This is a genomic window from Nocardiopsis suaedae (assembly GCF_027706745.1).
In the GTDB taxonomy this organism is placed as follows: Bacteria; Actinomycetota; Actinomycetes; order Streptosporangiales; family Streptosporangiaceae; genus Nocardiopsis_A; species Nocardiopsis_A suaedae.
Window position 1 is genome coordinate 1 of sequence record NZ_JAQFWP010000065.1, and the last position, 25083, is coordinate 25083.

At 73.3% G+C, this 25083-nt stretch carries 25 protein-coding genes; 17 read left to right on the forward strand and 8 right to left on the reverse strand.

Annotated elements, in window-relative coordinates:
• Positions 1-100: 100 nt before the first annotated feature.
• Positions 101-913, forward strand: coding sequence for a hypothetical protein (locus O4U47_RS25275; protein ID WP_270680469.1), 813 nt, complete (start codon positions 101-103; stop codon positions 911-913).
• A 288-nt stretch (positions 914-1201) separates the two neighbouring features.
• Positions 1202-2287 (forward strand): hypothetical protein, encoded by a 1086-nt coding sequence (locus O4U47_RS25280; protein WP_270680470.1) that lies wholly within the window; start codon positions 1202-1204, stop codon positions 2285-2287.
• Positions 2288-2325: 38 nt separating this feature from the next.
• Here O4U47_RS25280 and O4U47_RS25285 read toward each other — a convergent pair whose 3' ends face one another.
• On the reverse strand, positions 2326-3495 hold the full coding sequence (locus O4U47_RS25285) for a PAS domain-containing protein (protein ID WP_270680471.1): 1170 nt from the start codon (positions 3493-3495) through the stop codon (positions 2326-2328).
• Between the two features lie 149 nt (positions 3496-3644).
• Here O4U47_RS25285 and O4U47_RS25290 point away from each other — a divergent pair, with 149 nt between their 5' ends.
• The 3 genes from O4U47_RS25290 to O4U47_RS25300 all read left to right on the forward strand — a co-directional run bounded on the left by O4U47_RS25290 (position 3645) and on the right by O4U47_RS25300 (position 5507).
• The gene (locus O4U47_RS25290; protein WP_270680472.1) at positions 3645-4418 is read left to right on the forward strand and encodes a GAF and ANTAR domain-containing protein; all 774 of its coding nucleotides are present in this window, start codon (positions 3645-3647) and stop codon (positions 4416-4418) included.
• Between the two features lie 178 nt (positions 4419-4596).
• Positions 4597-4959, forward strand: a complete 363-nt coding sequence (locus tag O4U47_RS25295; RefSeq protein ID WP_270680473.1) for an STAS domain-containing protein — start codon at positions 4597-4599, stop codon at positions 4957-4959.
• Positions 4960-5024: 65 nt separating this feature from the next.
• Entirely contained in the window at positions 5025-5507 is a 483-nt protein-coding gene (locus O4U47_RS25300; protein ID WP_270680474.1) for an SRPBCC family protein, read from the forward strand.
• Here the strand turns inward: O4U47_RS25300 and O4U47_RS25305 are convergent.
• The 3 genes from O4U47_RS25305 to O4U47_RS25315 all read right to left on the reverse strand — a co-directional run bounded on the left by O4U47_RS25305 (position 5508) and on the right by O4U47_RS25315 (position 9540).
• Positions 5508-6706 (reverse strand): IS3 family transposase gene (locus O4U47_RS25305; protein WP_270680475.1). Its coding sequence is split into 2 segments (ribosomal slippage): positions 5508-6415 and positions 6415-6706, totalling 1200 coding nucleotides; the frame shifts between segments, so codons are not numbered across the junction.
• 485 nt (positions 6707-7191) lie between these two features.
• Entirely contained in the window at positions 7192-8184 is a 993-nt protein-coding gene (locus tag O4U47_RS25310; protein WP_270680476.1) for an anti-sigma factor RsbA family regulatory protein, read from the reverse strand.
• 117 nt (positions 8185-8301) lie between these two features.
• Positions 8302-9540, reverse strand: a complete 1239-nt coding sequence (locus O4U47_RS25315; RefSeq protein WP_270680477.1) for a glycosyltransferase — start codon at positions 9538-9540, stop codon at positions 8302-8304.
• A 443-nt stretch (positions 9541-9983) separates the two neighbouring features.
• Between O4U47_RS25315 and O4U47_RS25320 the strand changes: the two genes are divergently transcribed.
• Both O4U47_RS25320 and O4U47_RS25325 read left to right on the forward strand, forming a co-directional pair.
• Complete coding sequence (locus O4U47_RS25320) at positions 9984-10685, forward strand: hypothetical protein (RefSeq protein ID WP_270680478.1); 702 nt, start codon at positions 9984-9986, stop codon at positions 10683-10685.
• Positions 10686-10903: 218 nt separating this feature from the next.
• The gene (locus O4U47_RS25325; protein ID WP_270680479.1) at positions 10904-11665 is read left to right on the forward strand and encodes a PP2C family protein-serine/threonine phosphatase; all 762 of its coding nucleotides are present in this window, start codon (positions 10904-10906) and stop codon (positions 11663-11665) included.
• A gap of 132 nt (positions 11666-11797) precedes the next feature.
• Here the strand turns inward: O4U47_RS25325 and O4U47_RS25330 are convergent, their stop codons facing one another.
• Together O4U47_RS25330 and O4U47_RS25335 are read right to left on the reverse strand one after the other, a co-directional pair.
• Positions 11798-13267, reverse strand: a complete 1470-nt coding sequence (locus O4U47_RS25330; RefSeq protein ID WP_270680480.1) for a copper resistance CopC family protein — start codon at positions 13265-13267, stop codon at positions 11798-11800.
• 85 nt (positions 13268-13352) lie between these two features.
• Positions 13353-13619, reverse strand: coding sequence for a WhiB family transcriptional regulator (locus O4U47_RS25335; protein ID WP_017622857.1), 267 nt, complete (start codon positions 13617-13619; stop codon positions 13353-13355).
• Positions 13620-14286: 667 nt separating this feature from the next.
• On the opposite strand from O4U47_RS25335, the gene ectA reads away from it, so the two are divergent.
• The 8 genes from ectA (at position 14287) to ehuA (ending at position 21292) form a co-directional block, all read left to right on the forward strand.
• Positions 14287-14862: a diaminobutyrate acetyltransferase gene (ectA, locus tag O4U47_RS25340; RefSeq protein WP_270680481.1), complete on the forward strand. Its 576-nt coding sequence runs from the start codon at positions 14287-14289 to the stop codon at positions 14860-14862.
• A gap of 140 nt (positions 14863-15002) precedes the next feature.
• Positions 15003-16268, forward strand: a complete 1266-nt coding sequence (gene ectB, locus O4U47_RS25345; RefSeq protein WP_270680482.1) for a diaminobutyrate--2-oxoglutarate transaminase — start codon at positions 15003-15005, stop codon at positions 16266-16268.
• A gap of 101 nt (positions 16269-16369) precedes the next feature.
• A complete protein-coding gene (locus O4U47_RS25350) occupies positions 16370-16771 on the forward strand; it encodes an ectoine synthase (protein WP_270680483.1) in 402 nt (133 codons plus the stop codon).
• A 167-nt stretch (positions 16772-16938) separates the two neighbouring features.
• Positions 16939-17847 (forward strand): ectoine hydroxylase, encoded by a 909-nt coding sequence (thpD, locus tag O4U47_RS25355; protein WP_270680484.1) that lies wholly within the window; start codon positions 16939-16941, stop codon positions 17845-17847.
• A 325-nt stretch (positions 17848-18172) separates the two neighbouring features.
• Positions 18173-19099 (forward strand): ectoine/hydroxyectoine ABC transporter substrate-binding protein EhuB, encoded by a 927-nt coding sequence (ehuB, locus tag O4U47_RS25360; RefSeq protein WP_270680485.1) that lies wholly within the window; start codon positions 18173-18175, stop codon positions 19097-19099.
• Positions 19100-19120: 21 nt separating this feature from the next.
• Entirely contained in the window at positions 19121-19846 is a 726-nt protein-coding gene (locus O4U47_RS25365) for an amino acid ABC transporter permease (protein WP_270680486.1), read from the forward strand.
• On the forward strand, positions 19843-20484 hold the full coding sequence (gene ehuD, locus O4U47_RS25370) for an ectoine/hydroxyectoine ABC transporter permease subunit EhuD (RefSeq protein WP_270680510.1): 642 nt from the start codon (positions 19843-19845) through the stop codon (positions 20482-20484). The genes O4U47_RS25365 and ehuD overlap by 4 nt, the downstream gene beginning before the upstream one ends.
• Before the next feature lie 22 nt (positions 20485-20506).
• Positions 20507-21292 carry an ectoine/hydroxyectoine ABC transporter ATP-binding protein EhuA gene (ehuA, locus tag O4U47_RS25375; protein WP_270680487.1) on the forward strand — a complete coding sequence of 262 codons (786 nt, stop codon included), beginning with the start codon at positions 20507-20509 and terminating at the stop codon, positions 21290-21292.
• 83 nt (positions 21293-21375) lie between these two features.
• On the opposite strand, the gene O4U47_RS25380 is transcribed toward ehuA, so the two are convergent.
• Positions 21376-21639, reverse strand: coding sequence for a hypothetical protein (locus O4U47_RS25380; RefSeq protein WP_270680488.1), 264 nt, complete (start codon positions 21637-21639; stop codon positions 21376-21378).
• A gap of 59 nt (positions 21640-21698) precedes the next feature.
• A complete protein-coding gene (locus O4U47_RS25385; protein WP_270680489.1) occupies positions 21699-22616 on the reverse strand; it encodes an SPFH domain-containing protein in 918 nt (305 codons plus the stop codon).
• 131 nt (positions 22617-22747) lie between these two features.
• Here O4U47_RS25385 and O4U47_RS25390 point away from each other — a divergent pair, with 131 nt between their 5' ends.
• A complete protein-coding gene (locus O4U47_RS25390) occupies positions 22748-23293 on the forward strand; it encodes a PH domain-containing protein (protein ID WP_270680490.1) in 546 nt (181 codons plus the stop codon).
• Positions 23294-23370: 77 nt separating this feature from the next.
• The gene (locus O4U47_RS25395; RefSeq protein WP_270680491.1) at positions 23371-25005 is read left to right on the forward strand and encodes a PH domain-containing protein; all 1635 of its coding nucleotides are present in this window, start codon (positions 23371-23373) and stop codon (positions 25003-25005) included.
• Positions 25006-25083 lie beyond the last annotated feature (78 nt).

Genomic DNA, 25083 nt, shown 5'->3' on the forward strand with positions numbered 1-25083 from the left:
GGGGGGGGGGGGGCCCCCCCCCCCCCCTTCTCCCTGTCCGCCGCCGTGTCCACCGCTGAGCGGTGCCCCGTCCCCCCCGGATGCATTGGAGCGATCGACCGTGTCGCACCCGACCACACGCCTGACCACCGGTTTCGCCGTCTTCGCCGTCGCGGCCCTGAGCGCGGGTCCCGTCCTGGCGGACGACGCCCCGCCCTTCGACTACGACGCCGAGCTCGCCTACACCTGCAGCAGCGACCGGGGCCACGAAGAGGGGGTGACCCTCCACTGGTACATCGAGGCGACCCCTGACGGCGGAGAGGCCCGGGTCGGGGGCACCTTGGAGCACGGGGCCGTCGTCGACGGGCTCACCTACTGGGTCGGGTACCCGGGGACGCCGGTCACCTCGCTGACCTACACGCTGCAGGTCCTCACCGAAGGCGAGGCGGCGGAGCAGGACGCGGAGCACTTCGAGTCGACCTGGTCGGGCAGTGCCCTGAAACCCTTCGAAGAGGCGGACGGCTGGGACGACCGGCTGTTCCAGGAGCGCGAACTGACCCGGGCCGGTCCCGTCTCCTACCGGCCCGGGGAGGTCGTGGTCACCGCCGAGCAGGAGGACGGCGTCGAGGCGACCACCACCTGTACCCCGGACGAGGCGTCGCCCCCGGTGCTCGCCGAGGTCAGCGTCCTCGAAGAGGACGGCGGCGGCGACGGCGGCGATGCGGGCGACGGGGCCGAAGGCGGAGCCGGCGCCGAGCCCGTATCCGGCGGGGGTGATCAGGCGGACGGGCGCGGCGGGCCGGGCGGCCTGCCGGTGAGCGGGGCCGTACTGGGCGGCGCGGCGGCCGCCGCGGCCGCCGCCACCGCGATCGGCGGTGGTGCGGCGGTGTACCTCTCCCGCAGGAAGAACACCGGCTCGGACCCCGCCGCCTAGGGTGTGTTTCTTGGAGGCTTTTCGATCAGCGAGCGTCGTTCTGGTGGTCGCGAGCCGAAAATGATCCGAGAAGCACGCCCTCGCCCGCTCCGTTGTTGATCTCGGGAAAAGCGACGCTGAAACCGCGCCTGTGGCGTCGTTTCCCCCGAGCTCACCGGGGAGCGTGCGTCGCCCGGGTCCCTCGCTCCCGTTGGGTGGGCGGCATAGGATCGGAACCGGAGCGAAGGAACACGCCTCTCTATCGCACCTGCACCCCCTCATCCCCCATCATGACTGGAGCGTGGGTCAGTGTCCCCCCGTATCGCAACCGGTCTCGCCGCGGTCGCGGCCGTCATCGCCGCCGGATCCGGCCCCGCCTGGGCCGACGTCCCGGAAGCCGGCACCCCGGAGGCCGAACCCTCCGCGTCGGCGGCCGCGCCCCCGTCCGCCTCGCCCTCGGCCGAACGGTCTCCCGGGCACGCCCCGTCCGTGTCCCCCTCGCCGTCGCCCACGCAGGAGCCGTCGTCCGACGCCACCGACCCGTCGGCGCCCGACGACGGCCCCGGCGGGAGGAGCCCCGAGCCGTCGCCTGGGCCGGACGGGCCGCAGACCCAGAAGGACGGAGACGACGGCGCCGACGGGGACGGCGGCGAGGAGGACGCGGACGGTTCCGACGACGCCGTCGGCGCCCCCTTCGAGCTCGACGACCTGAAGCCGGACGACCTCGGGGGCCACGTGGCCGAGGTCGACTACGTGTGCACGCTTCCCGACGGCGGCACGACCGACGAGACGTTCCTGTGGAGTGCGTGGGCCCTGCCGGAGGACCCCGTCGCGGGGGAGGGCGTCCAGATCGGCGCGGTGTTCGCCGGGGACTACTTCTGGCTTCTGGACGAGCGCGGGAAGCCGGTGGACGCCGACGGAGTGACCGAAACGGGGACGGTGCGGCTCGGGGGGAAGGCCGCCGCCGAGGACGCGGTGGACACCACGGTGCGGGCCGACCCCGGAGACGGGCCCTTCGGGCTGGACTGGGACTTCGACGGGACGGCGGTGCAGACCACCCCGGAGCGGGCCGGACGGCTGACGGTCACGCCCGGCGACGTGCGGCTGGCGGTGGAGAGCGGGGGACGCGAGGCCGTCACCGACTGCACCCCGGCCAAGGCGGTGGATCCGCTGCTGGAGCTCAAGGTCGCCGAGGCGGAGACGGAGGAGGACGGGGCCGCGGTCGACGGCGGCGCGGCCGCGGCGGCGGGGAACGGGACGGTGTCGACGCCCCTGGGCGACCTGCCGGTGACCGGCCCGGCGCTGCTCGGCCTGGCCGCCGCGGGTGCGGTGTCCGTGGGAGCGGGAGGCACGGCCATGTTCCTGGCCCGCAAGCGCCCGGGAGCCGACGACTGACCGGGGCCCGCGCCCGGCGGGCCTGACGGCGCGTCGGGTCAGGCCTGCGGGCGGGGCGGCAGGGCCAGCCCGATGTGCTCGCCGATCTCTTCGAGCAGGCCCAGGTCGGCCAGGCGGAACGCGCCCCGGTTGCTCCGCCGCACCAGCGTCAGGGCGCCGCGCACGCCCCGGCTGCCGACCAGCGGGACGCTCAGCAGTGACCCCGCCCCGAGCAGGCTCAGCAGCGGCGCACCGTCGGCGGCCGACCCCAGCGCGGTCTCGTCCTCGATCTGCTGGTCCAGCACCGACGTGCCGGTGGCCAGCACCTGCCCCGGCACCTCGGCCGCGCCGGGGTCGCAGCCCTCCAGGAGCTCCCGGCGGCCGTCGGCCTCGGGGGCGGCCACCACGGCGCGGCGCGCCCGCGCCGGGTCGCCCGGCAGGTCGCACACGTCCACCAGCACCCAGTCGGCGTAGGAGTCGGCGAGCAGCGCCGCCGCCTCGTCCAGCGCCAGCGGCCGCCCGGCGCCGCCGGGGCCGGCCGAGGCGAGCAGCAGCCGCGTCATCCGGGTCAGCACGTCCAGGCGCCGCGCGGCCAGCACCACCACCTGGTCCTCCACCTCGGGCTCCAGCGGCGCCGGGCCCTCGTCCCCGCCGCCGTCCGGCGCGGGTGAGACGACCGCCAGCACCAGCGGATTGGCCTCGGTGGGCACGTCCAGCCGGGTGAGGGTCAGGTGCACGTCCTCGGCCCAGCCCCGCTGGGCCAGCCGGGACGCGAAGGACGCGGTCTCCCCGCCGCGCAGCACCGCCGCCAGCCACGACCGCATCGGGGCGCGCCGCCGGAGGTCGACGAAGTTGGAGAACGGCTTGCCGGTGAGGTAGCCGGGGGCGCCGCCCAGCCGCTCGGAGGCCAGGGTGTTGATGCGCCGGATGTAGCCCTCGTGGTCCAGCAGCAGCACCGGAACGGTCAGCTCGTTGAAGACGGCGCGCAGTACCGCCTTCTCGTCGCCGCCGGACGCCGCCCGGCGCGGGCCGCCGCCCGCGGCCGCGTCGGCGGCCAGCCGCTCACCGCAGTCGCGCAGCAGGGTGCCCGCGTAGGCCAGCTCGGCCAGGGCGGCCTCGGCGGTGCCCGCCGCGTCGTCCGGATCCATGGCCAGGGTCGCGCGCAGGGCCTCCGCCCGCTCGTTCAGCTCCGCGATCTCACGCTGTAGATCGGCGAGGTTCTCCGGCACGCTCTCGGACTCCAGCCCCTGTGAAATGCACGGTCATGCGGTCGGCGGCGGGATGTGCCGCGCGCCACCTACCGACGCTAACGCATGCGCGGACCCCCGGGTTCTGCGGTTACCGTGGAGTCGGGCGGACGGCCGGAAGGGGGTGCACGGTGGGCGAATCGGCCACACCCGCGTGGGTGGAGCGGCTCGCGCGCGAGATCGGCGCCCTCGGCCAGAGCGAGGGCAGCGGCCCCGTGCGGGCGCTGGACCGGATGAGCGCGGCCGCCGCCCGGGGGGTCCCCGGGTGCTCGGCCGCGCTGGTGGTGATCTGGCGCGGGGTGCGGCAGGGCGACGAGGAGGGTGCCCGCTGCGCGGGCGGCGGCCACGTGGTGGTCGACTACGGCGCCTCCCACTCGGACCTGGCGACCGCGCTGGAGCGGCAGTACACCGTCGACCAGGGGCCCGCGGTGGAGGCGGTGCGGGAGATGCACGCCGTCACCGTGGGCGACGTGCTCCGCGAGGACCGGTGGCCGGACTACCTGAGCACGGCGGTGCAGTGCGGGGACCGCGCCTCGATCACCTACCCCTGCCAGTTCGACGAGGAGGTCGTCACCTTCGGGGTGCACTCCGGGCGCGGCGACGCCTTCGACGTGGAGGCGGTGGCGCCGCTGGTGGCGCTGCTGGCCGAGCACGCGGCGATGGCCCTGCACAGCGCGGGGCGATACGTCGACGCGGCGCGCGAGGCGGCGCACATGCGCAGGGCGATGTCCGCCCGTGCCGTCATCGACCAGGCCAAGGGCATCCTGATGCACGCCCGCGGCTGCGGCGCCGCCGAGGCGTTCGAGGAGCTGCGCCGGGTGGCCCAGCGCAACCGGATGAAGGTCGCCGATGTGGCGCGGCGCCTGGTCGCCGAGAACGCCGAGGCGCCCGGCCGCGCCCGGTGAGCGGCGGCCCGGCGCCGAGCGGGACCGGCCGGGTGCCGGCCGGGGGCGCGGGTGCAGCGCTGTGCGACGGGGTGTATCGGTGTGGTGACGGTGGACGGGCGTGCCTGTCTCGCCGTCCGGGCGGGCGCTAGTGTGGGGCGGGTGGAGTCCACGACAGGCGCGAGCGAGGAGTGTGGGCGTGCCGTCTCAGATCCCGGTCCGCAGAGACGGTGACGCGGTGGTCGTGGCCCCCGAGGGGGACATGGACGCCGTCACCTCACCGGCCTTGGCGGAGGTTCTCGACGGCCTGTTGACCGCCGAGGAGCCGCCGCGCGGGATCGTCATCGACTTCGCGAAGGTGAGCTTCTGCGACTCCCGCTGCATCGGCGTGCTGGTCCAGTCGTACCGCCAGGCGCGCGACCGCGGCATCGGCCTCGCCGTCGCCGCCCCTCAGCGCACCGTGCACCGCCTGTTCGTGATCGCCGGCATCGACCAGGTGATCACCATCGAGGACGACCCGGAGGACGCCCGCGAAGCGGTCCTCGCCGGTACCGGGACCTGAACCTCCGGGCGGGGACGGAACGAGGCGGCCCCGAGATGCGCCCGCCCGGTCACTAGGATGCGCGTGTGTCCCGCATCGAGCTGACCACTGTGCTTCCCGTGCCCGCCGACCGGGTCTTCCGGGCCTGTGCGGATCCCCACCTGCACCCGCTCACCATGCGGCGCCACCGCGAGCGCGTGGTGCACACCAGTGCCAGCGGGCTGTTCGCCCAAGGCGACACCGTGACCTTCCAGGCCCGCCACTTCGGAATACCCTGGCGGCTGAGCGCCCGCATCACGCGCATGGACGCCCCGCACTCCTTCGTTGACGAGCAGGTGCGCGGCCCTTTCGCCCGCCTGCGTCATGAGCACGTCTTCCATCGGCTGGAGGACCGCTCGTGCCTGATGACCGACCTGGTGGACTTCCGATCGCCCCTGGGCCCCTTGGGGTGCTTGGCCGACGCGTTGGTCCTGAAGGAGTACATGAGGCTGCTCATCGCCGAGCGCAACGCCAACCTCCTGCGCCTGTTGGAAGCGGGGGGTTCCCCCCAAATGGTGGACACCTTCTGATCAGGCAGCGAGCTCCAGGCTAGCCGCTCGCTGCTCGTAGACGACCGGGCTGAGCTGCCCGTTCGCTGAATGCCGTCGGCGGGTGTTGTAACGGGCGATCCAGGAGAACACCGCCAGCCGCGCGGCCCGGACACCGGACCACCACTTCAGCCCCCGCCCCTGCAGGGTCTCGCGCTTCAACGTGGCGTTGAACGACTCGGCCGCAGCGTTGTCCGCGCTGGAGCCCACCGCGCCCATCGACCGGGCCACCCCCGCCCTCCGGCAGGCCGCGGCGAACGCGGCAGAGGCGTACTGGGCGCCCCGGTCGGAGTGGAACACCGCGCCCTTGAGGCTCCCGCGCTCGCGCCGGGCGGCCTCCAACGCGTCGACGACCAGCTCAGCGCGCATATGCTCGGCCACCGACCACCCCACCAGGCGCCGCGAGTACAGATCCATCACCGTGGCCAGGTAGCAGAACCGGCCCCCTTCCACAGGCAGGTAGGTGATGTCGCCGACATAGCGCGTGTTGGGCGATGCGGCGGTGAAATCGCGGCCCAGCAGGTCGGGAGCCGGGGCCGCGTCCGGATCGGCGACGGTGGTGCGCACCTTCCTGCGCAGGTGCAGCCCCTGGATCCCGGCCTCGCGCATCAGGCGCTCGATGCGCTTGTGGTTGACCGGGTGCCCCTGCTCGCGCAGCTCGGCGGTGATGCGCGGGGCCCCGTTGGCCGGGTCCTGGGCATGGATCCTTCTGATCGCCGCGGTCAGCTCCGCATCGGCCGCCGCCCGCGCCGCGCGCGCCGCCGCACCCGCCTTCCAGGCGTAAAAGCCCGAGCGGGACAGCCCCAGCACCTCACACAGCCGCTTGACGCCATAAGCGCCGCGCATGTCCTCGACGAAGCAGAAGCGGCTCACTGCTTCATCTCTCCCGCGAAATAGGCGGCGGCCCTGCGCAGGATCTCCCGCTCCTTCTCCAGTTCGGCGATACGCGCGCGCAGCCGCCGGTTCTCCTGCTCGGGGCCCTCCCCCTCGCAGGCGGCGGCCTGCCGCGCAGGCGCGGCGCCCGGCCCTCGGCGGCCGTCGGCGATCCGGATCCAGCTGCGCAGGGTCTCGCGGTTGACGCCGGGGCCGTCGGCGACCTCGGCGATCGTGGCCCCGGGCCGGGAGCGGTACAGCGCGACGGCGTCGGCCTTGAACTCCGGCGGGTAGACCTTCATGGCCATGGTGGACTCCTCCCAGACTCAATTGTCCGATATGTCCACCCCACAGGGGGAAGCCCCCGGCGACGGAGCCGGTGCCCCACTTACGGGTTCCGGCTGAGCGGCGGGTGGCCGGGGGGAGGGCGGCGGCGACACGGGTCGATGGCCCTCGCCGCAGCGTTGTCGGGCGCGGCGCGTGCGGATGGCCGCCGCCGTGATGGGCGGCGACGGCGAAAAAGGGGGTGGTTCCCCGGCCCTGCCTGCCGGGCGGCGGGCTGCTCGCGGTCCAGGCCGGACGGCGCGGTGGGCGGGGTCGTCCGCGCGCATGGCGGCCGCCAGCCCGGCACATACCGCGCATACCGGGCGCGCGAACGCCGAACCGGTCGTTCATCGTGGTGAAAGGGTCGTTTCACGGGCGATCGGGTGGCGGTTCCCCCCCGATCACCCCTGAGATGGTCGTTTCACCGGACCAGATGCCCGACCCGGTGCCCCGCGCCGTCCTCACGCCCCTAGATCCGGAAGTGGGCCCGCATCCGAGTCCCTTCGGGGCCCGGGAGGACCTCCAGGAAGTCGCACACTTGGCGGGTGATCCACAGGCCGTACCCCCGGCCGCCCAACCCGTCCGCCGGGCGGAACCCCACCAGCGGGTCGTCCAGCTCCGCCGAGCCGTCCATGACCTCGCAGACCAGGCGGCCGCCCTCGCGCCACAGGGAGACCGTCCCCTTGCCCGCCCCGTGCTCCAGCACGTTCGCCGCCAGCTCGTTGACCGCCACCACCAGGTCGGCCCGGCGCTCCTGCGGCAGACCGGCCTCCTCGGCCAGGCCCGCGGCCTCCTCGCGCACCGAGGGCAGGTCCGGGCGGATGTCCAGGCTCAGTACCGGCTCCGCGACCGGGGGCGGGGCCGGTTCCGCCGCGTCGGCCCCGCCGTCGGAGGCCCGGTAGGCGGGGTTGGCGCGCGTGCCGCCGCGCACCAGCAGCAGCGGGTGCGACTCGCGGCCGTCCCGCAGCGCGGCGGCGTCCAGCGCCGACGTGTCGTGCAGGCACAGCACCGTCAGCCGGTCGCCCGCCAGCGCCCGGTCCAGCGCGGCCTCCATGCGCCGCCACTGCTCCCGCTCCAGGTGCGCCCGGTCCGGCGGCCGCCCCGTGTCCACGACGGGCGGCGGGGCGGGCTCGCCGACGAACAGCGCCCCCGCGCCCTGGGCCTCCACGGCCAGCCGGTGCAGCGCCCCGACCGTCCGGCCCGGGGCGTCGTAGTACGCGGCGCGGTCGGCGAAGTCGACCCGGCGCAGCACGTGCTCCGGGAGGCGGGCGCGCAGCGCCGCCCGCAGCCGGTCGCCGACGGCGACGGTGATCCGGCGCCCGCCCTCGGCCCCGGCGGTGATCCGGGGGACCACCGGGCCGCACAGCCCGGCACCGGTCCCGGCGAACACCGCGGCGTGCTCCACCGCGGTGCGGTCCACGGCTGCGGCCCCGCAGCCCGGAGGCGCGGCGCGCGACGTCATGGCATCACCCCGGGCGGTCCTCCCGGTCGCGTCGGGAACGTGGGCGTCGGCGGCAACGTGGTCTTCGGGGACGCGGCGGCGCAGGCGCAGGCCCCCGCTCACGGGGCCGCGTCCGGACTAGTGTGCATCATCGCCTGCGGCCAGCGGGAGGCCGTGCCCGCCCGGCAGGGCGGTGCGGTACACCCGCTCGGTCTCGGCGGCCACCCGCTGCCAGGTGAAGCGGGAGCGGGCCCGGTCGGCACCGGCGATGCCGTGCGCCGACCGGGTGGTGGCCTCGTTCATCATCCCGCGCACCGCGCGGGCCAGCGTGTCCGGGCGGGCCGAGCGGACCAGCAGCCCGGTGGTGCGGTCCAGCACCGCGCCGGTGGGCCCACCCGCCGCGCGGGCGACCACCGGCAGCCCGCAGGCCATGGCCTCCAGCACCGCCCCGCCGTAGGGGTCGTAGCGGTCGGCGGAGACGAAGATGTCGGCCGAGCGCAGCAGCCGGGGCAGCTCCTTGCGCTCCACCGGGCCCATCAGGTGGACCCGGTCGTCCACCCCCGCCTCCTTGGCGAGCAGCTCCAGGCGGCGGGCGTCCTCGTCCAGCGCGACCTCCAGCGGCGCCGCGGCCACCACCAGCAGCTCGGCGTCGGGCAGCCGCACCATCGACTCGATCAGCCGCTCCGGGCCGCCCGAGGCCAGGCCGGACACGGTGATCACCCGGGTGCGGTCCTGGCGGCGCGGGCTCCACGGCTCGGTGGCGGCGCCGCCCTCGACGCTGAAGTGGTCGGTGTCGACGCCGAAGGGCACCACCGCCACCCGGTGCCGGGGCAGGCCCATACGGGCCAGCTCGAAGCGCAGGTCCGCGGAGCTGACCGCGACCGCGTCGGCGCGCCCGGCGATGGCGGCCTCCAGGCGCACCCGCTCGGGGCGCTCGGGCAGGCCCGCGCGCTGCTCGGTGGCGTTGAGGGAGTGGAACGTCTGCACGACCGGCACGTCGCCCAGACCCCCGGCGCCGTGCACGGCGGACAGCGCGGCCAGGCCGCTTGTCCAGCCGAGCGCGTGGACCACGTCGGGGGCGTCGTCCTTGAGGGCGCCGGTCAGCGCGGTGGCGAAGGCGCCGGTGTGGTCGGCCTCCTCGTGCTCGCCCAGGGGCCGGTCGGGCCCGGCGGCGAGGATCTCGGCGTGCACGCCGCGCCCCATCCGGGAGCGGCCGACCGGGTCGGAGGTGCTCTTGCGGGCGTAGACGGCCACCCGGTGGCCGAGTTTGGCCAGGTGGCGGGAGAGCGAGGCGACGTGGACGCTGTCACCGCAGGTCGGCTCGCCCCTGTGCGCTGCGAGGGGGGCGGTGTGCTCGGCGATCAGGGCGATCTTCACGGAGTGCTCCTCGATGCGGTGGAGTCGGGACGGTGTGCTCCGCGAGCGGGGAGGCGGAGCACACGAGGGGAGAGGGCCCAGGGGCGCGCGGGGACGCGCCGGAGGGCCTGGGGGTGACGGGGAAGCGACGGGTGTCGGCAGGAAGGAGGGAGAGGAGAAGGAAGACGCACGGAATCACACCTCGGGGTTTCTGAGGAAACACGTATAGCGCCCGCCTCGGCACCGGGAGTGGTCCCCGGGAGGGAGCGCTTCGGAGGAGGTGTGTCTGCGTCTTAGACACCCAGCGGCCCCATTCTGCCAGAGGGGTTCCACGGCCGACAACGCGCCCGCGGCGTGCGGGAACGCGCCCGGGGAGCGGTCGGCGGGCGGCGGCGGGCGTTTGCGCGGGGAGGACTCGGGCAGGGTGGCGGCGACGGAGCCCCGGCAGGACGGAGGGCAGGGGTATGGGGTTGGCGGATCCCCTGGCGGACGGCCGCGGGGCGGGAAGGCTGGCCGGGCGGCGCGCACTGGTCGTCGGTGACTTCGGCGACGCGGGGGCCGCGGACGGGGGCGCCCTCGCCGCGGTCGCGGCGGCGCTGGCCGAGGAGGGCGCGGCGGTGGCGGTCGCGGGCGACGCGGGGCGGCCGGGTGCGGTCGCCGGACCGCTCCCGACGGCACGGACGGCAGCGCGGCCGACGGCACGGCCGGGGGACGCGGTGCCGCAGGCGCGCGCGCACAGCGCCGTGGAGCGTGCGGCACAGGGCGCGGCGGAGCTGGGCGCCTGGACGCTCGCACTGCACTGCCCGATGGACGGTGAGGCCTCCTGCCGCGCCGCCGTGGCACACGCCGCTCTGGAGTTCGGTGCGCTCGACCTGCTGGTGGCGGCGGTCCCGCCGGGTCCGGGTGCGCACCGCGAGGCGGTGGCGTGGCTGGTGCGGGCGGCGCGGGACTTCATGCTGCCGGGGGCGTCGGTGGTGCTGGCGGGCGCCGCCTGGGCGCCGGACCCGTCGGGGTGGGCGCGGTCGCTGGGGGCGCCGCTGCGGAACCGCGGCATCCGGGTGGGGACGGCCGGGGCGCGGCCGTCCGCAGGGCCGGGGGAGCGGGCCCGCGCGTGCGTGCGCGCGGCCGTCCGGAACGGGGTGCCTTCGCCCGTCGCGCGCGGCTGATCCGGGGGCGACCGGAAGCGGGGGCCTACGCCCCGGGCGCACGACTCGTCCCCGGACTGCGGCGCCGGGCGATTTCCGCCATGATGGACGCGGACTTTGGCCACGGACAACGGTCCCCCGATACGGTTACAAGATCAACGCGCCCCGGCCTCCGTCCGGCGGGGCGCCGCGCAGACGCGTACGGCAGTCGCTGCCGTTGTGAACGGGAGGTAGGGCGCATGGGTGTCGCTGGTGGGGAAGTCTCGGTCACTGCCCTGACGCACCGGGGCGCTGTCCGGCCGGCGAACGAAGACGCCGTCGTCATGGGTGCCCTCACCGTCGCCAGTGCGAACATGACCGTTCCCGTGCGCTGCGTGGTGTCGCTGACCGAGCCGGTGCTGCTGGCGGTCGCCGACGGGCTGGGGGGGCACGCGGCCGGGGAGATCGCCTCCGAGCACGCGGTGCACCGGATGGCGGAGATGAGCCCCCGGATGACCGGTCCGGACGACGTGGCGATGCTGCTGAAGAACATCGACGAGGAGATCAAGGACCACGCCACCCAGCACGCCGAGTTCTCCGGGATGGGGACCACGGTGGCGGGGATGCTGGTCAACGCCGACGGCAACTTCTGGTTCAACGTCGGCGACTCGCGTACCTACCGGTTGGAAGGCAACCGGCTGCGCCAGCTCTCCCAGGACGACTCCCCGCCGCTGCCGCCGTCGGAGGACGGCAAGCCGGTGACGACGAACTTCATCACCCAGTCGCTGGGGGGCAGCGGCAGCACGGCGATGGTGCCCCACGTCGGCCGCGACGCCGAGCCCGACCCGAGCGCCTGGCTGATGTGCAGCGACGGCCTGAGCGACCTGGTCTCCCAGGAGGAGATGGAGCGGCTCATCGCCGAGGCGGCCGACGACGAGGGCGCGGTGTACGCCCTGTGGCGCGCCGCGATGGACGCTTCGGGCCGGGACAACATCAGCATCCTGCTGGCCCGCCGCATGTAGAGGGTGAGCGGCGCCGCCCCCTCCGCGATGATCTCGACAAAGGTGCTGTCATTTCGCCGGTTTTGACAGCACCTTTGTCGAGATCATCGCGGGCCCCACCGGGGGGCGGGGCCCACGCCTACGTCCTCCTGGTCAGTCCTTGCCGCCCGGGCGGTTGCGCATGCGGATGATCAGGATCACCACCAGCGCCAGCACCGCGATGCCGATGATCGCCCCGCCCACCGGGCCGAACATGGACACCGGGTCCGTCGACGGCGGCGCCTCCTCGGCGGGGGACTCGTCCGCGGCCTCCGTCCCGCCGCCCCCTCCGGTCCCGGCGGCCTCTCCCTCCGCGTCGTCGCCCGAGGCCTCCGCCTCCTGGTCGGCCACGGCCTCTTCGGTGAGGGAGAACTCGACGGTGTCCTCGATGACGTGCCCGTCCGAGGAGACCATGCGGTAGGCGATCGTGTAGTCGCCCGCCTCGGTCAGGGGCTCCACGCCGATCGCGGCGTCGGGCCCGTCGATGGTGATGTCACCCGACGCGTGGTCGGACCCGTCCGGCCCGTTGACGGCGATCGCGTTGCCGCCGTCGCCGATGTCGGCGCTGAACGTCAGCTCGACCGTCTCCGGGGCGGTGTCGAGCTCGTCTCCGTTCTCCGGGGTGGAGGAGAGGAGGACGTCGTGCGCGCTCACCGCCGGTGCGGTGGCCAGCCCGAGAGCGGTGGCGGCGGCGAGCGCCCCGGTGAAGGCCCCGGTGAGCGCGGCGGCGCGGCGCGTCCGGCCGCTGCCCGGGGCGGTGGTCCTGCTGAACAGAGTGGTCATGGTCGTCGGCCCTTTCGGCCCGTTCGCGGTCTGGGACTCCTCGATCACGGTCGCAGGCGGAGGGCCGCGCGGGCGGACGCCGGTCAGCGGGGCGTGGCGGGCCGCCCGGCCGGGCGGCCCAGACGTTCCGGTGGCCGCTGCCCCCGCCGGGGGGACCGCGGCCGGGACGACCAGCCAGGGCAGCGCCCCTGACAGCACCCCCAGCAGCGCCCACAGCGCGCCCTCACCCCACGCGACCAGGGCGGCGCCGATGAGGGCCGCGAGCAGGTGCCCGGCCAGCATGTCCGGGGAGTACCCGAGAACGCCGTGGGCGTGCGCGGTGGCGTGCGCGGCGTGCGGAACGCCGCCCACGGCCTCTGCGGCCAGGAAGACCAGGTGTAGCGGGACCTGCGCCCCTGCCATGACGGTGAGGATCGCCCCGAAGCCCCGCCGCGCGTGCGTGAATCGGGCCAGCGGCCCCCACAGGAGGGCCCCCGCCGCGACGACGGCCCAGGCGGGTGCGGGCGCCCCGCCCCAGGCGGCGTGGCCGAACCACGCCACGGCGGTGCATCCGAACGCGAGCAGGCCCGTGCGCAGGATATGGAGCAGGCCGTGAAGCACGCCGTGGTCGGCGGCGGTCCGCTGGAGGCCGCCGAAGAAGCGCGCCCCGCCACCACCCTCATTCGGTGCACGGCGGACCTGCGCCCGCGTGCCGTCGGCGGCCGCGCGGTGCGCCTTCTCCGTCGGGCGTCGCGCGCCGTCGTCGCCGAGGGCCCACACGCCGTGGCTGACGGTCCGTACGCCGTCGCTGGCGGTCTGCACGGTCTCCGAACCTAACCGAGGCCTCTCGCGCACGGAAGCGGCGGGGGCCCGGCCTCCACACCGGGCGCCCGCCGCCGCGCGTCCCCTAACTCGCCACCGGCAGGAGGTCGCGGCGCATGTAGCGGCGCTCTTCGGGCGTGGTCCCGCCCCACACGCCGTCGGCCTCCCCGGCCCTCAGCGCCCACCGCAGGCATTCTTGGCGAACAGGGCAGCTGCGGCAGACGGCCTTGGCCAGGCTCGTGGTCTGGCTTCCGGGGCCGGCGGTGCTGACCGGGAAGAAGAGCTCAGGGTCGTACTGCCGGCAGGCGCCGTGCCGGACCCAGTCTTCGCTCTCGTGGTACAGGCGATTCACCGGGTGCCTCCGTTCCCGTTCTCGATCCGCGACGCCGGTCGGCGACGGAGCTGGGGTGCGCGGGGCATTCGTCGCCACCGCACGTAGTACTACGTTGAGTCGTACTACGCGCAGTCTGCTAAAGATCGGCGCCGTGTTCAAGCCCCGGGTCGGGACGCCCCCGGGTGGGGTGTGCAGGGCAGTGACCTGCGGGCCGTCCTGTCTTCACCCTGTTCACCTGGGAAAATGAAGATCTGTGCCCGATCTTTGCCCGGCCGGGGAACAGGCTCGTGCGTCTGTCGCGGGCTTTCACCCGGATTCGTGTGACTTAGCCCACCCTTAAGATTCGTTGCGGGTGGCGTATGTTTACCCGGTGAGAGCGGCGCGCGGTCGCCGCGCCGGACCGCTCGGACGCCGTCCGCCCCTCGCCGTGAACGGGCCGAAACCCCAGGTGAGTCCGGAGCGTTCCGCCCTCAGGGGGCCCAGAGGCGGCCCCCGGGTGATGTCGACGCATCGTGACAGCGGGTGCTAAATAGACAAGCCCTACCCGCTGAAACCTGGTCGAAACATTTCCGGCGAATCGCCGGAAATCGCTGCTCAGGAACGTTCGCTAAGTTTCATCGACGTGCCACATCAACGCAGCGACGACGCAGAGACCGCCCCGACCGGAGCGGGGGATCACCCCTCCGTGACCGACACGGCCGCACCTGTCCAGGGCGGCGACGGTCGGCCGGGGGCGGACGACGGTCTGCGCCTGTCGGCCCCTGGGCCCGACGACGGCCCGCGGCTGTGGCGTCTGGCCCGCGATTGCGGACTGGACCTCAACTCGCCCTACGCCTACACCCTCTGGTGCCGCGACTTCGCACGCACCTCGGTGATGGCCCATGAGGCCGACGGAACGCCCGTCGGATTCGTCACCGGATTCATGCGACCCGAAGAGCCGGGTACGTACTTCCTGTGGCAGGTGGGCGTGGACCCGCGGATGCGCGGCCGCCGCCTCGCCCGCCGGATGCTCGACCACCTCGCGGAGCGGTTCGGCTCCCTGGGGGCGAGCTACCTGGAGGCGACGGTGACGCCGGACAACGCGGCCTCCCGCGCCCTGTTCGGCTCGTTCGCCCGCGCGAACGGCGCCGAGGCGGTGTGGAGCCCGCTGTTCTCCGCGGAGCACTTCCCGGAGGACGGCGAGCCGGGGGCCGGGGACGGGCACGAGCCCGAGGACCTGGTCCGTATCGGCCCGCTGGGCCGACCGCCCGCCGCCCGCTGAACGGCGGACCGTCCGCCGCCCGGCCGCCGTGCGCCGCCGCGACCGAGACCCCGACGATGCGACCGCGATGACGTCCTGAAAACCCCGATCAGTCGAGCCGAGAGCCCACGAACCTGGGGAAAGGAACCAAGGAACTCACGATGGAGATCTTCGACCGCCTCGAGTCCGAAGTCCGCAGCTACTGCCGTGGCTGGCCGGTCGTCTTCAACGAGGCGCGGGGCAGCTACGTCTACGACGAATCGGGGCGCCCCTACCTCGACTTCTTCGCCGGGGCGGGTTCCCTCAACTACGGGCACAACCACCCCGAACTCAAATCCGTCCTCCTCGACTACCTGATCGGCGACTCGATCGTCCACAGCCTCGACGCCTACAGCACGGCCAAACGCGACTTCCTGCAGGCCGTCGGGGACGTGCTGCTGGAGCCGCGCGGCCTGGACTACAAGGTCCAGTTCCCCGGACCGGCGGGCAACAACGCCGTCGAGGCGGCCCTCAAACTCGCCCGCAAGTACACCGGGCGCGAGACGATCATCAGCTTCACCAACGGCTTCCACGGGATGACGCTGGGCGCGCTCGCGGTCACCGGCAACTCGATGAAGCGCGGCGGTGCCGGCGTCCCGCTGGGCCACGCCGCCACCATGCCCTTCGACAACTACATGGACGGCCAGACCCCGGACTTCCTGTGGCTGCGCAGCCTGCTGGAGGACAGCGGCAGCGGCCTGGACAAGCCGGCGGCCGTCATCGTGGAGACCGTGCAGGGCGAGGGCGGCATCAACGCCGCCAGCGCCGGCTGGCTGCGCGGCCTGGAGGAGGTGTGCCGCGAGTACGGCATGCTCCTCATCGTGGACGACATCCAGATGGGATGCGGCCGCACCGGCCCCTTCTTCAGCTTCGAGGAGGCGGGCATCACCCCGGACATCGTCACGCTGTCCAAGTCGATCAGCGGTTACGGCCTGCCGCTGGCCCTCACCCTGATCAAGCGCGAGCTGGACGTGTGGGAGCCGGGCGAGCACAACGGCACCTTCCGCGGCCCGAACCCGGCCTTCGCCACCGGCGCCGCGGCGCTGCGCACCTTCTGGGCCGACAAGGACCTGGAGCGCTCGACGCTGGACAAGGGCGCGCTGATCGAGCGCCGCCTGACCGAGATCGCCGGGGAGTTCGCCGAGGCCGGTGCGCACGTGCGCGGCCGCGGCATGGCCCGCGGGCTGGCCTTCGAGCAGGAGGGCGCGGCCAAGGCGGTCGCCGCCGAGGCGTTCAAGCGCGGCCTGCTGCTGGAGACCTCCGGCCCCGAGGACGAGGTCGCCAAGCTGCTGCCGCCGCTGACCACCACGGTGGAGGACCTGGAGCGCGGGCTGGACATCATCTCCGAATCCGCGCGTTCGGCGGTGAAGATCGCCCAGCCGGCCTAGTCCCCTGATAGACCGGGTTGCATCATCCGGAACGGTCCGCGGGGTCCGGAACCGGGCCCCGCGGGGCCGTGCAGCATTGAGAGTAGTGAGGGAGCAGCACTGTGAAGGTGCGCAGCCTGAAGGACGTCGACGGCACCGACGCGGACGTCCAGACCGAGACGTGGCGGAGCAAGCGGATCGTCCTGGCCAAGGACGGCGTCGGCTTCTCGTTCCACGAGACCGTGCTGTACGCGGGCACGGAGACCAGCATGTGGTACGCCAACCACATCGAGCTCGTGCACTGCATCGAGGGCGAGGCCGAGGTCACCAACGACGAGACCGGCGAGACCCACCTCATCACCCCCGGCACGCTCTACCTCCTCGACGGCCACGAGAAGCACACGGTGCGGCCGAAGACCGACTTCCGCGTGCTGTGCGTCTTCAACCCCCCGGTGACCGGCCGTGAGGTGCACGACGAGAACGGCGTGTACCCGCTGATCACCGAGGAGCCCGCCGAGGCCTGAGCCGAGCGGCTGCCCCCGGGGGGGGGGCCCCCCCCGCGGGCCCCCGCCCCCGCCGAGACCCCCCGTTCCGGCCCCTGGGCCGGAACGGGGCCACATCAGAAGAGACCGACAGGGCAAGAGAGCGACACCGATAGAGGAAGAGGGAGAACACCCCACGGGGTAGCGCCATGACTGCTTTGATGGACATCCAGCAGAAGACCATGGACGAGTACCCGACCCGCAAGGACAGCACTCCCGCACTGCTGTACCGCCGGCACCCCGTCGTCTGGGGCTCCGGCGAAGGCGGCCCGTTCGCGGCCGACGAGATCGCCTCCTATGGCGAGAACGGCTACGTCCAGACCGAGGCGCTGCTGAGCGCCGACGAGGTCGAGTCCTACAGCGCCGAGCTCCGGCGGCTCAGCGAGGACCCGGAGCTGAAGAGGGACGAGCGCGTCGTCGTCGAGAGCTCCTCCGACGAAGTCCGCTCCGTGTTCGAGGTCCACAAGGTCAGCAAGCTCTTCGCCGACCTGGTGAGCGACCCGCGCGTGGTGGGCCGCGCCCGCCAGATCCTCGGCGGCGACGTGTACGTGCACCAGAGCCGCGTCAACTACAAGCCGGGCTTCGGCGGCGGCGACTTCTGGTGGCACTCGGACTTCGAGACCTGGCACGCCGAGGACGGCATGCCGGCCCCGCGCGCCGCGAGCGTCTCCATCGCGCTGACCGACAACTACGCGCACAACGGCGCCCTGATGATCATGCCGGGGTCGCACAAGACGTTCGTGTCCTGCGTCGGCGAGACGCCGGAGGACCACCACCGCTCCTCGCTCAAGAGCCAGGAGTTCGGTGTCCCGGACAAGCACAGCCTGGCCGTGCTGGCCGACATGTACGGCATCGACGTGCTCACCGGGCCCGCCGGCGGCGCCACGTTCTTCGACTCCAACTGCATGCACGGCTCGGGCGGCAACATCACGCCCTTCCCGCGCTCGAACATCTTCATCGTGTTCTGCAGCGTGGAGAACACGTGCACGGAGCCGTTCGCCGCGCCGAAGCCGCGGCCGGAATTCCTCGGTGCCCGGGACTTCACTCCCGTGAAATAGGAGCACCCCCCTGTGAACAGCGTGTTTCACAGGGTCACCGAATTGCGCTACCCGATCGTTACGGGGCCGGAGTCGGCCACGCCTGGTGATAACCAGTGCATAACGCCGCATTCCCGACCCGTTAGGGCGCGCTCAACACTGGGGACGTGAGTCCGCAGCGCACGGCATGGGCCCCCCGGGGTCCCGCCGCGTCGTGCGACCGGCGGGCTCCCGTGCTCCACGTGCACGAATTCCCCAGTCATCGCACGGCGCTCCCCCCGCGCCTCCCTCGGCGCGGGGCGGGGCGCCGTTCGCGTTCCCCCGACCCCCGAACAAGGAGATGGCAATGTTCGACCACGAATCCCGCAGAGGTGCCGCCCGCGGCGCGAACGGGCGTCGCAACCGGCTCCGTACGGGAGCGATCGGGGCGGCGGCCGTCGTCGCGGCGACGTCGCTGACCGCGTGTGCCCGTGCCGACGAGGGCCCGGCGACGCTGGAGGAGATGCAGGAGCGCGGGTACATCACCGCCGCCATCAACAACGAGCCGCCCTTCGGCTACATCGACGAGGACGGCAACGTCACCGGCGCCGCTCCCGAGCTGCTGGAGGCGATGGCCGCCGAGCTGGGCGTGGACGAGGTGCGCGCCGAGTCGGTCGACTGGGACGCGCTCATCCCCGGCCTGAAGTCCGGCCGCTTCGACGTGGTGGCCGCCGGGATGTACATCACCCCGGAGCGCTGCGACGAGGTCGCCTTCATGGAGCCGGACTACCGGGTCCAGGAGGCCTTCATGGTGCCCAAGGGCAACCCGGAGGAGCTGGTGTCCTACGAGAGCGTCGCCGAGAACGAGGACGCCACCATCGCGGTGCTCAACGCCTCGGTCGAGCAGGGCTACGCCGAGACGGCCGGGGTCCCGGAGGGCCAGATGGAGACGGTCGGCGGTGCCGCCGACGCCATCGAGCTGCTGCAGAACGACCGCGTGGACGCCGTCGCGCTGAGCACCTTCTCGCTCAACTACCAGCTCGAAGAGCGCGGTCTGGGCGAGGACTTCGAGGTCACCGAGGGCTTCATCCCGCTCGACGAGAACGGCGAGGAGGTCAGCCCGGCCGGCGGATTCGCCTTCGCCAAGGACAACACCGAGGTGCGCGACGAGTTCAACGGGGTCCTTTCCCAGTTCAAGGAGGACGGCACGCTCCGGGAGACCGTCGAGCCGTTCGGCTTCGACGAGACCTCGGACCCGGGCGACCTCACCACCGAGCAGCTCTGCGCCGAATAGCGTCGGGGTGACACCACCACAGTGGATTTCGTAATCAATGCGCTCCCCCTGTATTGGGAGGGAGCACTCCTCACCATTCGCCTGACCCTCTTCGGGGCGGTGCTGGCGTTCGTCCTCGCGGTCGTCGTCGGCACACTGGGCACCGTGCGGAACAGGACCGCACGGGCCGTGGCCATGGTCTACACCGAGGTCTTCCGCGGGGTCGCCGCCCTGGTGCTGCTGTACTGGTTCGGCTACTCCTTCGTGGAGATCACCGGCTTCCGGCTGACCACGGAGTTCGCGGCGATCCTGGCCCTGGGGCTCAATATCGGCGCCTACGGCGCCGAGGTGGTCCGGTCGTCGATCAACGCGGTGCCCCGGGCCCAGACCGAGGCGGCCGTCGCGCTCAACATGACCTGGTGGCGGCGGACACGGCTGGTCGTGTTCCCGCAGGCCTGGGCGCAGATGCTGCCGACCTTCGGCAACCTGGTCATCGAGCTGATGAAGGCCACCGCGATCGTGTCCATCCTGGGTCTGACCGACCTGACGAAGGTGGCGAACGACTTCCGCGCCTCCGCCGTCGCGGACACCTTCACGGTCTACGCCGTCGCCCTGGTGGGCTACTTCCTCTTCGCGCAGGTGCTCATCGTGCTCGTGCGGCTGCTGGAGCGGCGCGCCAACAGGAAGCTGGGCCGACCCACCGACGACAGTCTGCTGGGCCTGCTGCGGCCGCCGTCCATCGGAACGACGACGGGGGGTGCCCGCTGATGTGGGACGTCGAGTTCACACGGCTGCTCATCCCGGCCCTGCTGACCGGGCTGTGGGTCACCGTGCAGGCCACCGTGCTGGGCTACGCCCTGGCGCTGGTCTTGGGCCTGGCCGTCGCGATGGTGCGCCGGGTCAAGGTGGTCGGCGGGATCGTCTTCGTGGTCACCGAGTTCATCCGCACCACGCCGGTGCTGGTGCAGCTCGTGTTCATCTTCTCGCTCAGTGCGCTGTCCGACGTGTCGCCGCTGACCATCGGCATCGTCGTGCTGGGTGTCCACTACTCGACCTACACGGCCGAGGTGTACCGGTCCGGCATCGAGGGGGTGGCCAAGGGGCAGTGGGAGGCCTGCCGTGCACTGAGCCTGCCTTCGCACCGGGTCTGGGGCGCGGTGGTGCTGCCGCAGGCGATCCGCAAGGTCATCCCCGCACTGGGGAACTACCTGATCGCCATGTTCAAGGACACCCCCTTGTTGTTCGCGATCAGCGTGCCGGAGATGCTGTCGGTCGCGAACGACCTGGGCGGTCAGTACTTCCGATCGTTCGAGGCCTACACCCTGGTCGGCGCCGCGTTCCTGTTGGTGGCCGTGCCGTCCGCGGTGGTGATCCGCCGCTTGGAGCGCCGATATGCAGCAGTCTGACCAGAGGGGAGAGGCCCCTGCCATGGAGCCTGGGAACGAGCCGCTGATCAAGTTCGACAGCGTCGTCAAGCGGTTCGGCGACAACGTCGTGCTGGACGGCCTGGACCTGGACGTCAACGCCGGTGAGCGCGTGACGCTGATCGGGCCGAGCGGTTCGGGCAAGACGACCATCCTGCGGCTGCTGATGACGCTTGAACACGTCAACGGCGGCACGATCTGGGTGGGCGGCCGGCCGTTCAGCCACATGTACCGGGGCGACAAGCTCGTCCCGGCGAGCGAGAAGTACCTGCGGGAGCACCGGAAGACCATCGGGATGGTCTTCCAGCAGTTCAACCTGTTCCCGAACATGACCGTCCGCAAGAACGTCACCGAGGGTCCGGTGCACAGCCTGGGCGTTCCCAAGGAGGAGGCCTCGGAGCGGGCGGTCGAGCTGCTGGAGATGGTGGGGCTCGCCGACAAGATCGACGCGCACCCCACCCAGCTCTCCGGTGGTCAGCAGCAGCGCGTGGCGATCGCCCGCGCGCTGGCCATGCGCCCGGAGATCCTGCTGCTTGACGAGGTCACCTCGGCCCTGGACCCCGAGCTGGTGGCGGGTGTGCTGGACGTGCTGCGCGAGATCGCCCGGGAAACGGACATCACGATGCTGTGCGTGACCCACGAGATGGCCTTCGCGCGCGACGTGTCGGACCGGGTGTTCATGTTCGACGCGGGCCGCATCGCCGAGTCGGGCCCGCCGGAGCAGATCTTCGGCGACCCGCACGAGGACCGCACGAAGAGCTTCCTCAAGGCGGTCCTGGAGCACGACTGACGGGGAGTTCATGTCTTGCCGGAAGCGGCGCGGTCCATACGGGCCGCGCCGCTCTCCGTGTTCCCCGGGCCTTGCCCGGGGGCTCAGTCCTCGTCGTCGCCAGGGGGTTCCGGTGTGTCCTCGGGGGGCCGGTCCGGCGGTGCGGACGCGGGCCGCTCCTTCGGCGGGCGGCCCCTTCTGGGGAGGGAGCCCGCGCCCTTGGGCATGCGGCCGCTGTCGGCCAGGGCCTTCCGGAGGACGAACTCGATCTGGGCGTTGGTGCTGCGGAGCTCGTCGCCCGCCCACCGTGCCAGCGCGTCGTGCACGGCGGGGTCCAGGCGCAGGAGGATCTTCTTGCGCTCGGCCAAGGTGATCGTGCCGTTCCCTAACGTCCCTGAGGGGCGTGGGCCGCTCAGGGCCCAGAACCCTACTGGTAGAGCGAACCGGTGTTGACCACCGGACTGGTCGGACGGTCGGCGCACAGCACCACGAGCAGGTTGCTCACCATGGCCGCCTTGCGCTCCTCGTCCAGCTCGACCACCTCTTCATCGGCCAGGCGCTGCAGGGCCATGTCCACCATGCCCACGGCGTTGTCGACGATCAGCCGCCGCGCGGCCACGATCGCCCCGGCCTGCTGGCGCTGCAGCATCGCCTGGGCGATCTCCTGGGCGTAGGCCAGGTGGGTGAAGCGCGACTCCACGATGCGCACCCCGGCGGCGTTCACCCGGTCCGCCAGCTCCTTGGAGAGCTGCTCGGTGATCACCTCGGCGTTGTCCCGCAGCGACAGCGTCTCCGACTGGTGGGAGTCGTAGGGGTAGCGGTTGGCGATGTGCCGCACCCCCGCCTCGGTCTGCGTGGAGACGAACTCGGTGAAGTCGTCCACCTCGAACACGGCGCGCGCGGTGTCCTCCACCTGCCAGACCACCACCGCGGCGATGTCGATCGGGTTGCCCTCGGCGTCGTTCACCTTCATCACCGAGGTCTCGTGGTTGCGGATGCGCGTGGACACCGCTTGGCGGGTGGTCAGGGGGTTCACCCAGCGCAGGCCGTCGCGGCGCACGGTGCCGGTGTAGCGGCCGAGGAACAGCAGCACCCGCGCCTCGTTCGGGGCGACGACGGTCAGGCCGACTCCGGCCACGACCCCGGCCACGGCCACAACCGCCCCGGCGGCGACCGTGCCCCCGGAGTCCGCGCCGATCCCGGACAGGGCCAGCAGTACGCCGCCGACCAGGGCGGCGATCGCGGCCAGGGCGATGGGGATGCCGGGCAGGGTGAAGGCGGCCCGTTCGCGGAAGACGGGCTCGGGCAGGTCGACCCCCGGCGCGGGGGTGGCGGTGTCGGTCATCGGCGCTCCTTCCGACTCCAGATTACGTGATTGCCATAGACTAGCATTGTGATATCACTTTATTGAGGGGGTCGGACGCGGCCGCCGCACCGGCGCCCCGCGGAACGAGGCCACCGGCTTGGGAGGTCGGCATGAGTACGCAGGGGATCACGCACACCGGAGGCGCCCGCACGGCCGTGCGGCTGCGCCCGCCCCGGCACCGGGTCGCGGGGCGCGCCGTCGCGCTGTGGACGCTGCGCGCCCTCCTCCTCTGGGGTCCGGCGGCCGGCGTGGCCGCCGCCCTGGCGGTCGCGTCCGACATCACCGGCCCCGTCCCGTGGGCGACCGGCCCGCTCTGGGCGCTGACCGCGGCCGTCGGCGCCCTGGGGCTGCTGGTGGTGCTGGCCATGCCCCAGTGGCGGTACCGCGTGCACCGCTGGGAGGTCACCGGGGAGGCCGTCTACACCTCGTTCGGGTGGCTCTGGCAGGAGTGGCGGGTCGCGCCGATGGCGCGCATCCAGACGGTGGACACCGAGCGGGGGCCGCTGCAGCGCGCGCTGGGCCTGGCCACGCTCACCGTGACCACGGCCTCGGCGGCGGGCCCACTGCGCATCGACGGGTTGGACGCTGAACAGGCCGCCGACCTGGCGCAGCAGCTCACCGAGGTGACGCAGACGATCCCCGGGGACGGGACGTGAACGGCGGGGCGGCCGCAGGGCGCGGAGAGCGCGGAGGCGTCGAAGGAACGACCGGCGCGAGGAGGGACGCGGAAGCGATGGACGGGAACGCGAACACCGGAGCGCCCCAGGGGAACCGGCCCCGGTCGGGCGGCCTGGAAGGGCTGCGGGGGCTCGCGGCCCCCGGAGCGCCGGTGCAGGGCTGGACCCTGCTGAGCCCGCTGACGGTGTGGGCGGACGCGGTCGTGCTCGGCCTGGTGATCCCGGGGCCCGCCGTCGTCACCGCCGTGATCCTGGCGGTGGCCGGTGTCCCGGCGGTGTGGCCGCTGCTCATCCTCCTCGGCGCGGCGGTGGTGATCGCCGCCGCCGTGGGCGCGGACGTGCTGCGCTACCGCCGCACCCGCTACCGCGTGACCGACGCGCGGTTCGAGGCCGTGTCCGGGGTGATCGCCCGCAGCCACAAGTCCCTGCCGCGGGAGCGGATCCGCAGCGTCGACGTGGCGGTTCCGCTTTGGGCGCGGCCCTTCGGGCTGTGCCGCGTGGAGGTCGGCACGGGCGAGAGCACCGGGGCGGGCGGGACGCTCGCCCTGTCGCTGATCCCGGCGGCCGAGGGGGAGCGGCTGCGCCGCGTACTCCTGGAGCGCGGTGCGGCGGCCGAGTCGGACGCCGACGGGACGGCCGAGCTGGCCACCATGGCGCCGCGCTGGTTCGGCTACGGGGCTCTCGCCTGGACACCTGCGGCCATCGGCTACGGCGGGCTGGCGGCGCTGCTGGGCTCGTTCACCGAGCTGCTCCTGCGGGTGGCGCTGCCGTGGTTCCTGGGATACGCCGAGTCGGCGCCGGTCACCACGATCGTGCTGTGGGCGGTCGGGGCGGTTCTGTCCCTGGTGGTGGTGGCCACGGTCGTGGCGCTGGTCGTGCAGATCTCCTCGTGGTGGGACTTCCGGCTCACCCGCGAGACCGACGGCACCCTGCGGGTGCAGCGCGGCCTGCTCACCCGCACCTCGGTCTCCATTGAGGAGCGCCGCATGCGCGGTGTGGAGCTGGAGGAGCGGCTCCCGCTGCGCTGGCTCGGCGTGGCGTCGGTCGCCGCCGTGGCCTCCGGCCTCGACCAGGCCCAGGATGGCCAGGGCGGCAACAAGGGCGGCGTGGTGCCCAAGCGCGCGCTGACCCCGGAGATGCCGCGCGCCCGGGCGCGGCGGGCCGCGGAGTCGGCCGTCAGGGCCGAACACGGGATCGCCTTCGACGAGCTGAAGCGGCACCCGAGGGCGGCCTTGAGGCGCCGGGCCGTGCGCGCGCTGGCCGCGGCGGTCGCGCTCGCCGCCGTGGCGGGGGTGGCCTCGCGGGCGCTCGGGGCGTTCACACCGCTGGAGGTGTCCGCGGAGGTTCCGGCCCTGGGGGCCGCCGCAATCGGGGGCGCGGTGCTGGTCTTCGGGGTGCCCTATGCGGTCGGCTGCTACCGGGGGCTGGGCCACGGGATCGACGGCCGGTTCCTGCTCCTGCGCAAGGGGATGGCGGCGCGTTCAACGGTTGCCCTCAAGCGCGACTCGGTGATCGGGTGGACGGTCAGGCGGTCGCCGTTCCAGCGGTGGTCGGGGCTGGCGACCCTGGGTGCGACGGTCGCGGCCGGAAGCGGAATCCACCGTGCCCCGGACGTGGACCTCGGAGAGGGGACGGCCTTCGCCGACGAGGCCGTGCCGGGGCTGCTGACCCCCTTCCTCGAGAAGGGGTGAGCACCTGAGCAGGGCGGCCCGGAACCGCGCCATGGCGCGATGGGCCGCCCGGCGGGGCCGGGGCCTTGCCGTGAGGAC

What these genes read in the sequence shown, in the direction of transcription:
- O4U47_RS25310 (WP_270680476.1), bottom strand. Translation starts at nt 8,184, where the DNA reads ATGACGTCGCGCGCCGCGCCTCCGGGCTGCGGGGCCGCAGCCGTGGAC.
- O4U47_RS25320 (WP_270680478.1), top strand. Translation starts at nt 9,984, where the DNA reads ATGGGGTTGGCGGATCCCCTGGCGGACGGCCGCGGGGCGGGAAGGCTG.
- O4U47_RS25325 (WP_270680479.1), top strand. Translation starts at nt 10,904, where the DNA reads ATGGGTGTCGCTGGTGGGGAAGTCTCGGTCACTGCCCTGACGCACCGG.
- ectB (WP_270680482.1), top strand. Translation starts at nt 15,003, where the DNA reads ATGGAGATCTTCGACCGCCTCGAGTCCGAAGTCCGCAGCTACTGCCGT.
- thpD (WP_270680484.1), top strand. Translation starts at nt 16,939, where the DNA reads ATGACTGCTTTGATGGACATCCAGCAGAAGACCATGGACGAGTACCCG.
- ehuB (WP_270680485.1), top strand. Translation starts at nt 18,173, where the DNA reads ATGTTCGACCACGAATCCCGCAGAGGTGCCGCCCGCGGCGCGAACGGG.
- ehuA (WP_270680487.1), top strand. Translation starts at nt 20,507, where the DNA reads ATGGAGCCTGGGAACGAGCCGCTGATCAAGTTCGACAGCGTCGTCAAG.
- O4U47_RS25385 (WP_270680489.1), bottom strand. Translation starts at nt 22,616, where the DNA reads ATGACCGACACCGCCACCCCCGCGCCGGGGGTCGACCTGCCCGAGCCC.
- O4U47_RS25390 (WP_270680490.1), top strand. Translation starts at nt 22,748, where the DNA reads ATGAGTACGCAGGGGATCACGCACACCGGAGGCGCCCGCACGGCCGTG.
- O4U47_RS25395 (WP_270680491.1), top strand. Translation starts at nt 23,371, where the DNA reads ATGGACGGGAACGCGAACACCGGAGCGCCCCAGGGGAACCGGCCCCGG.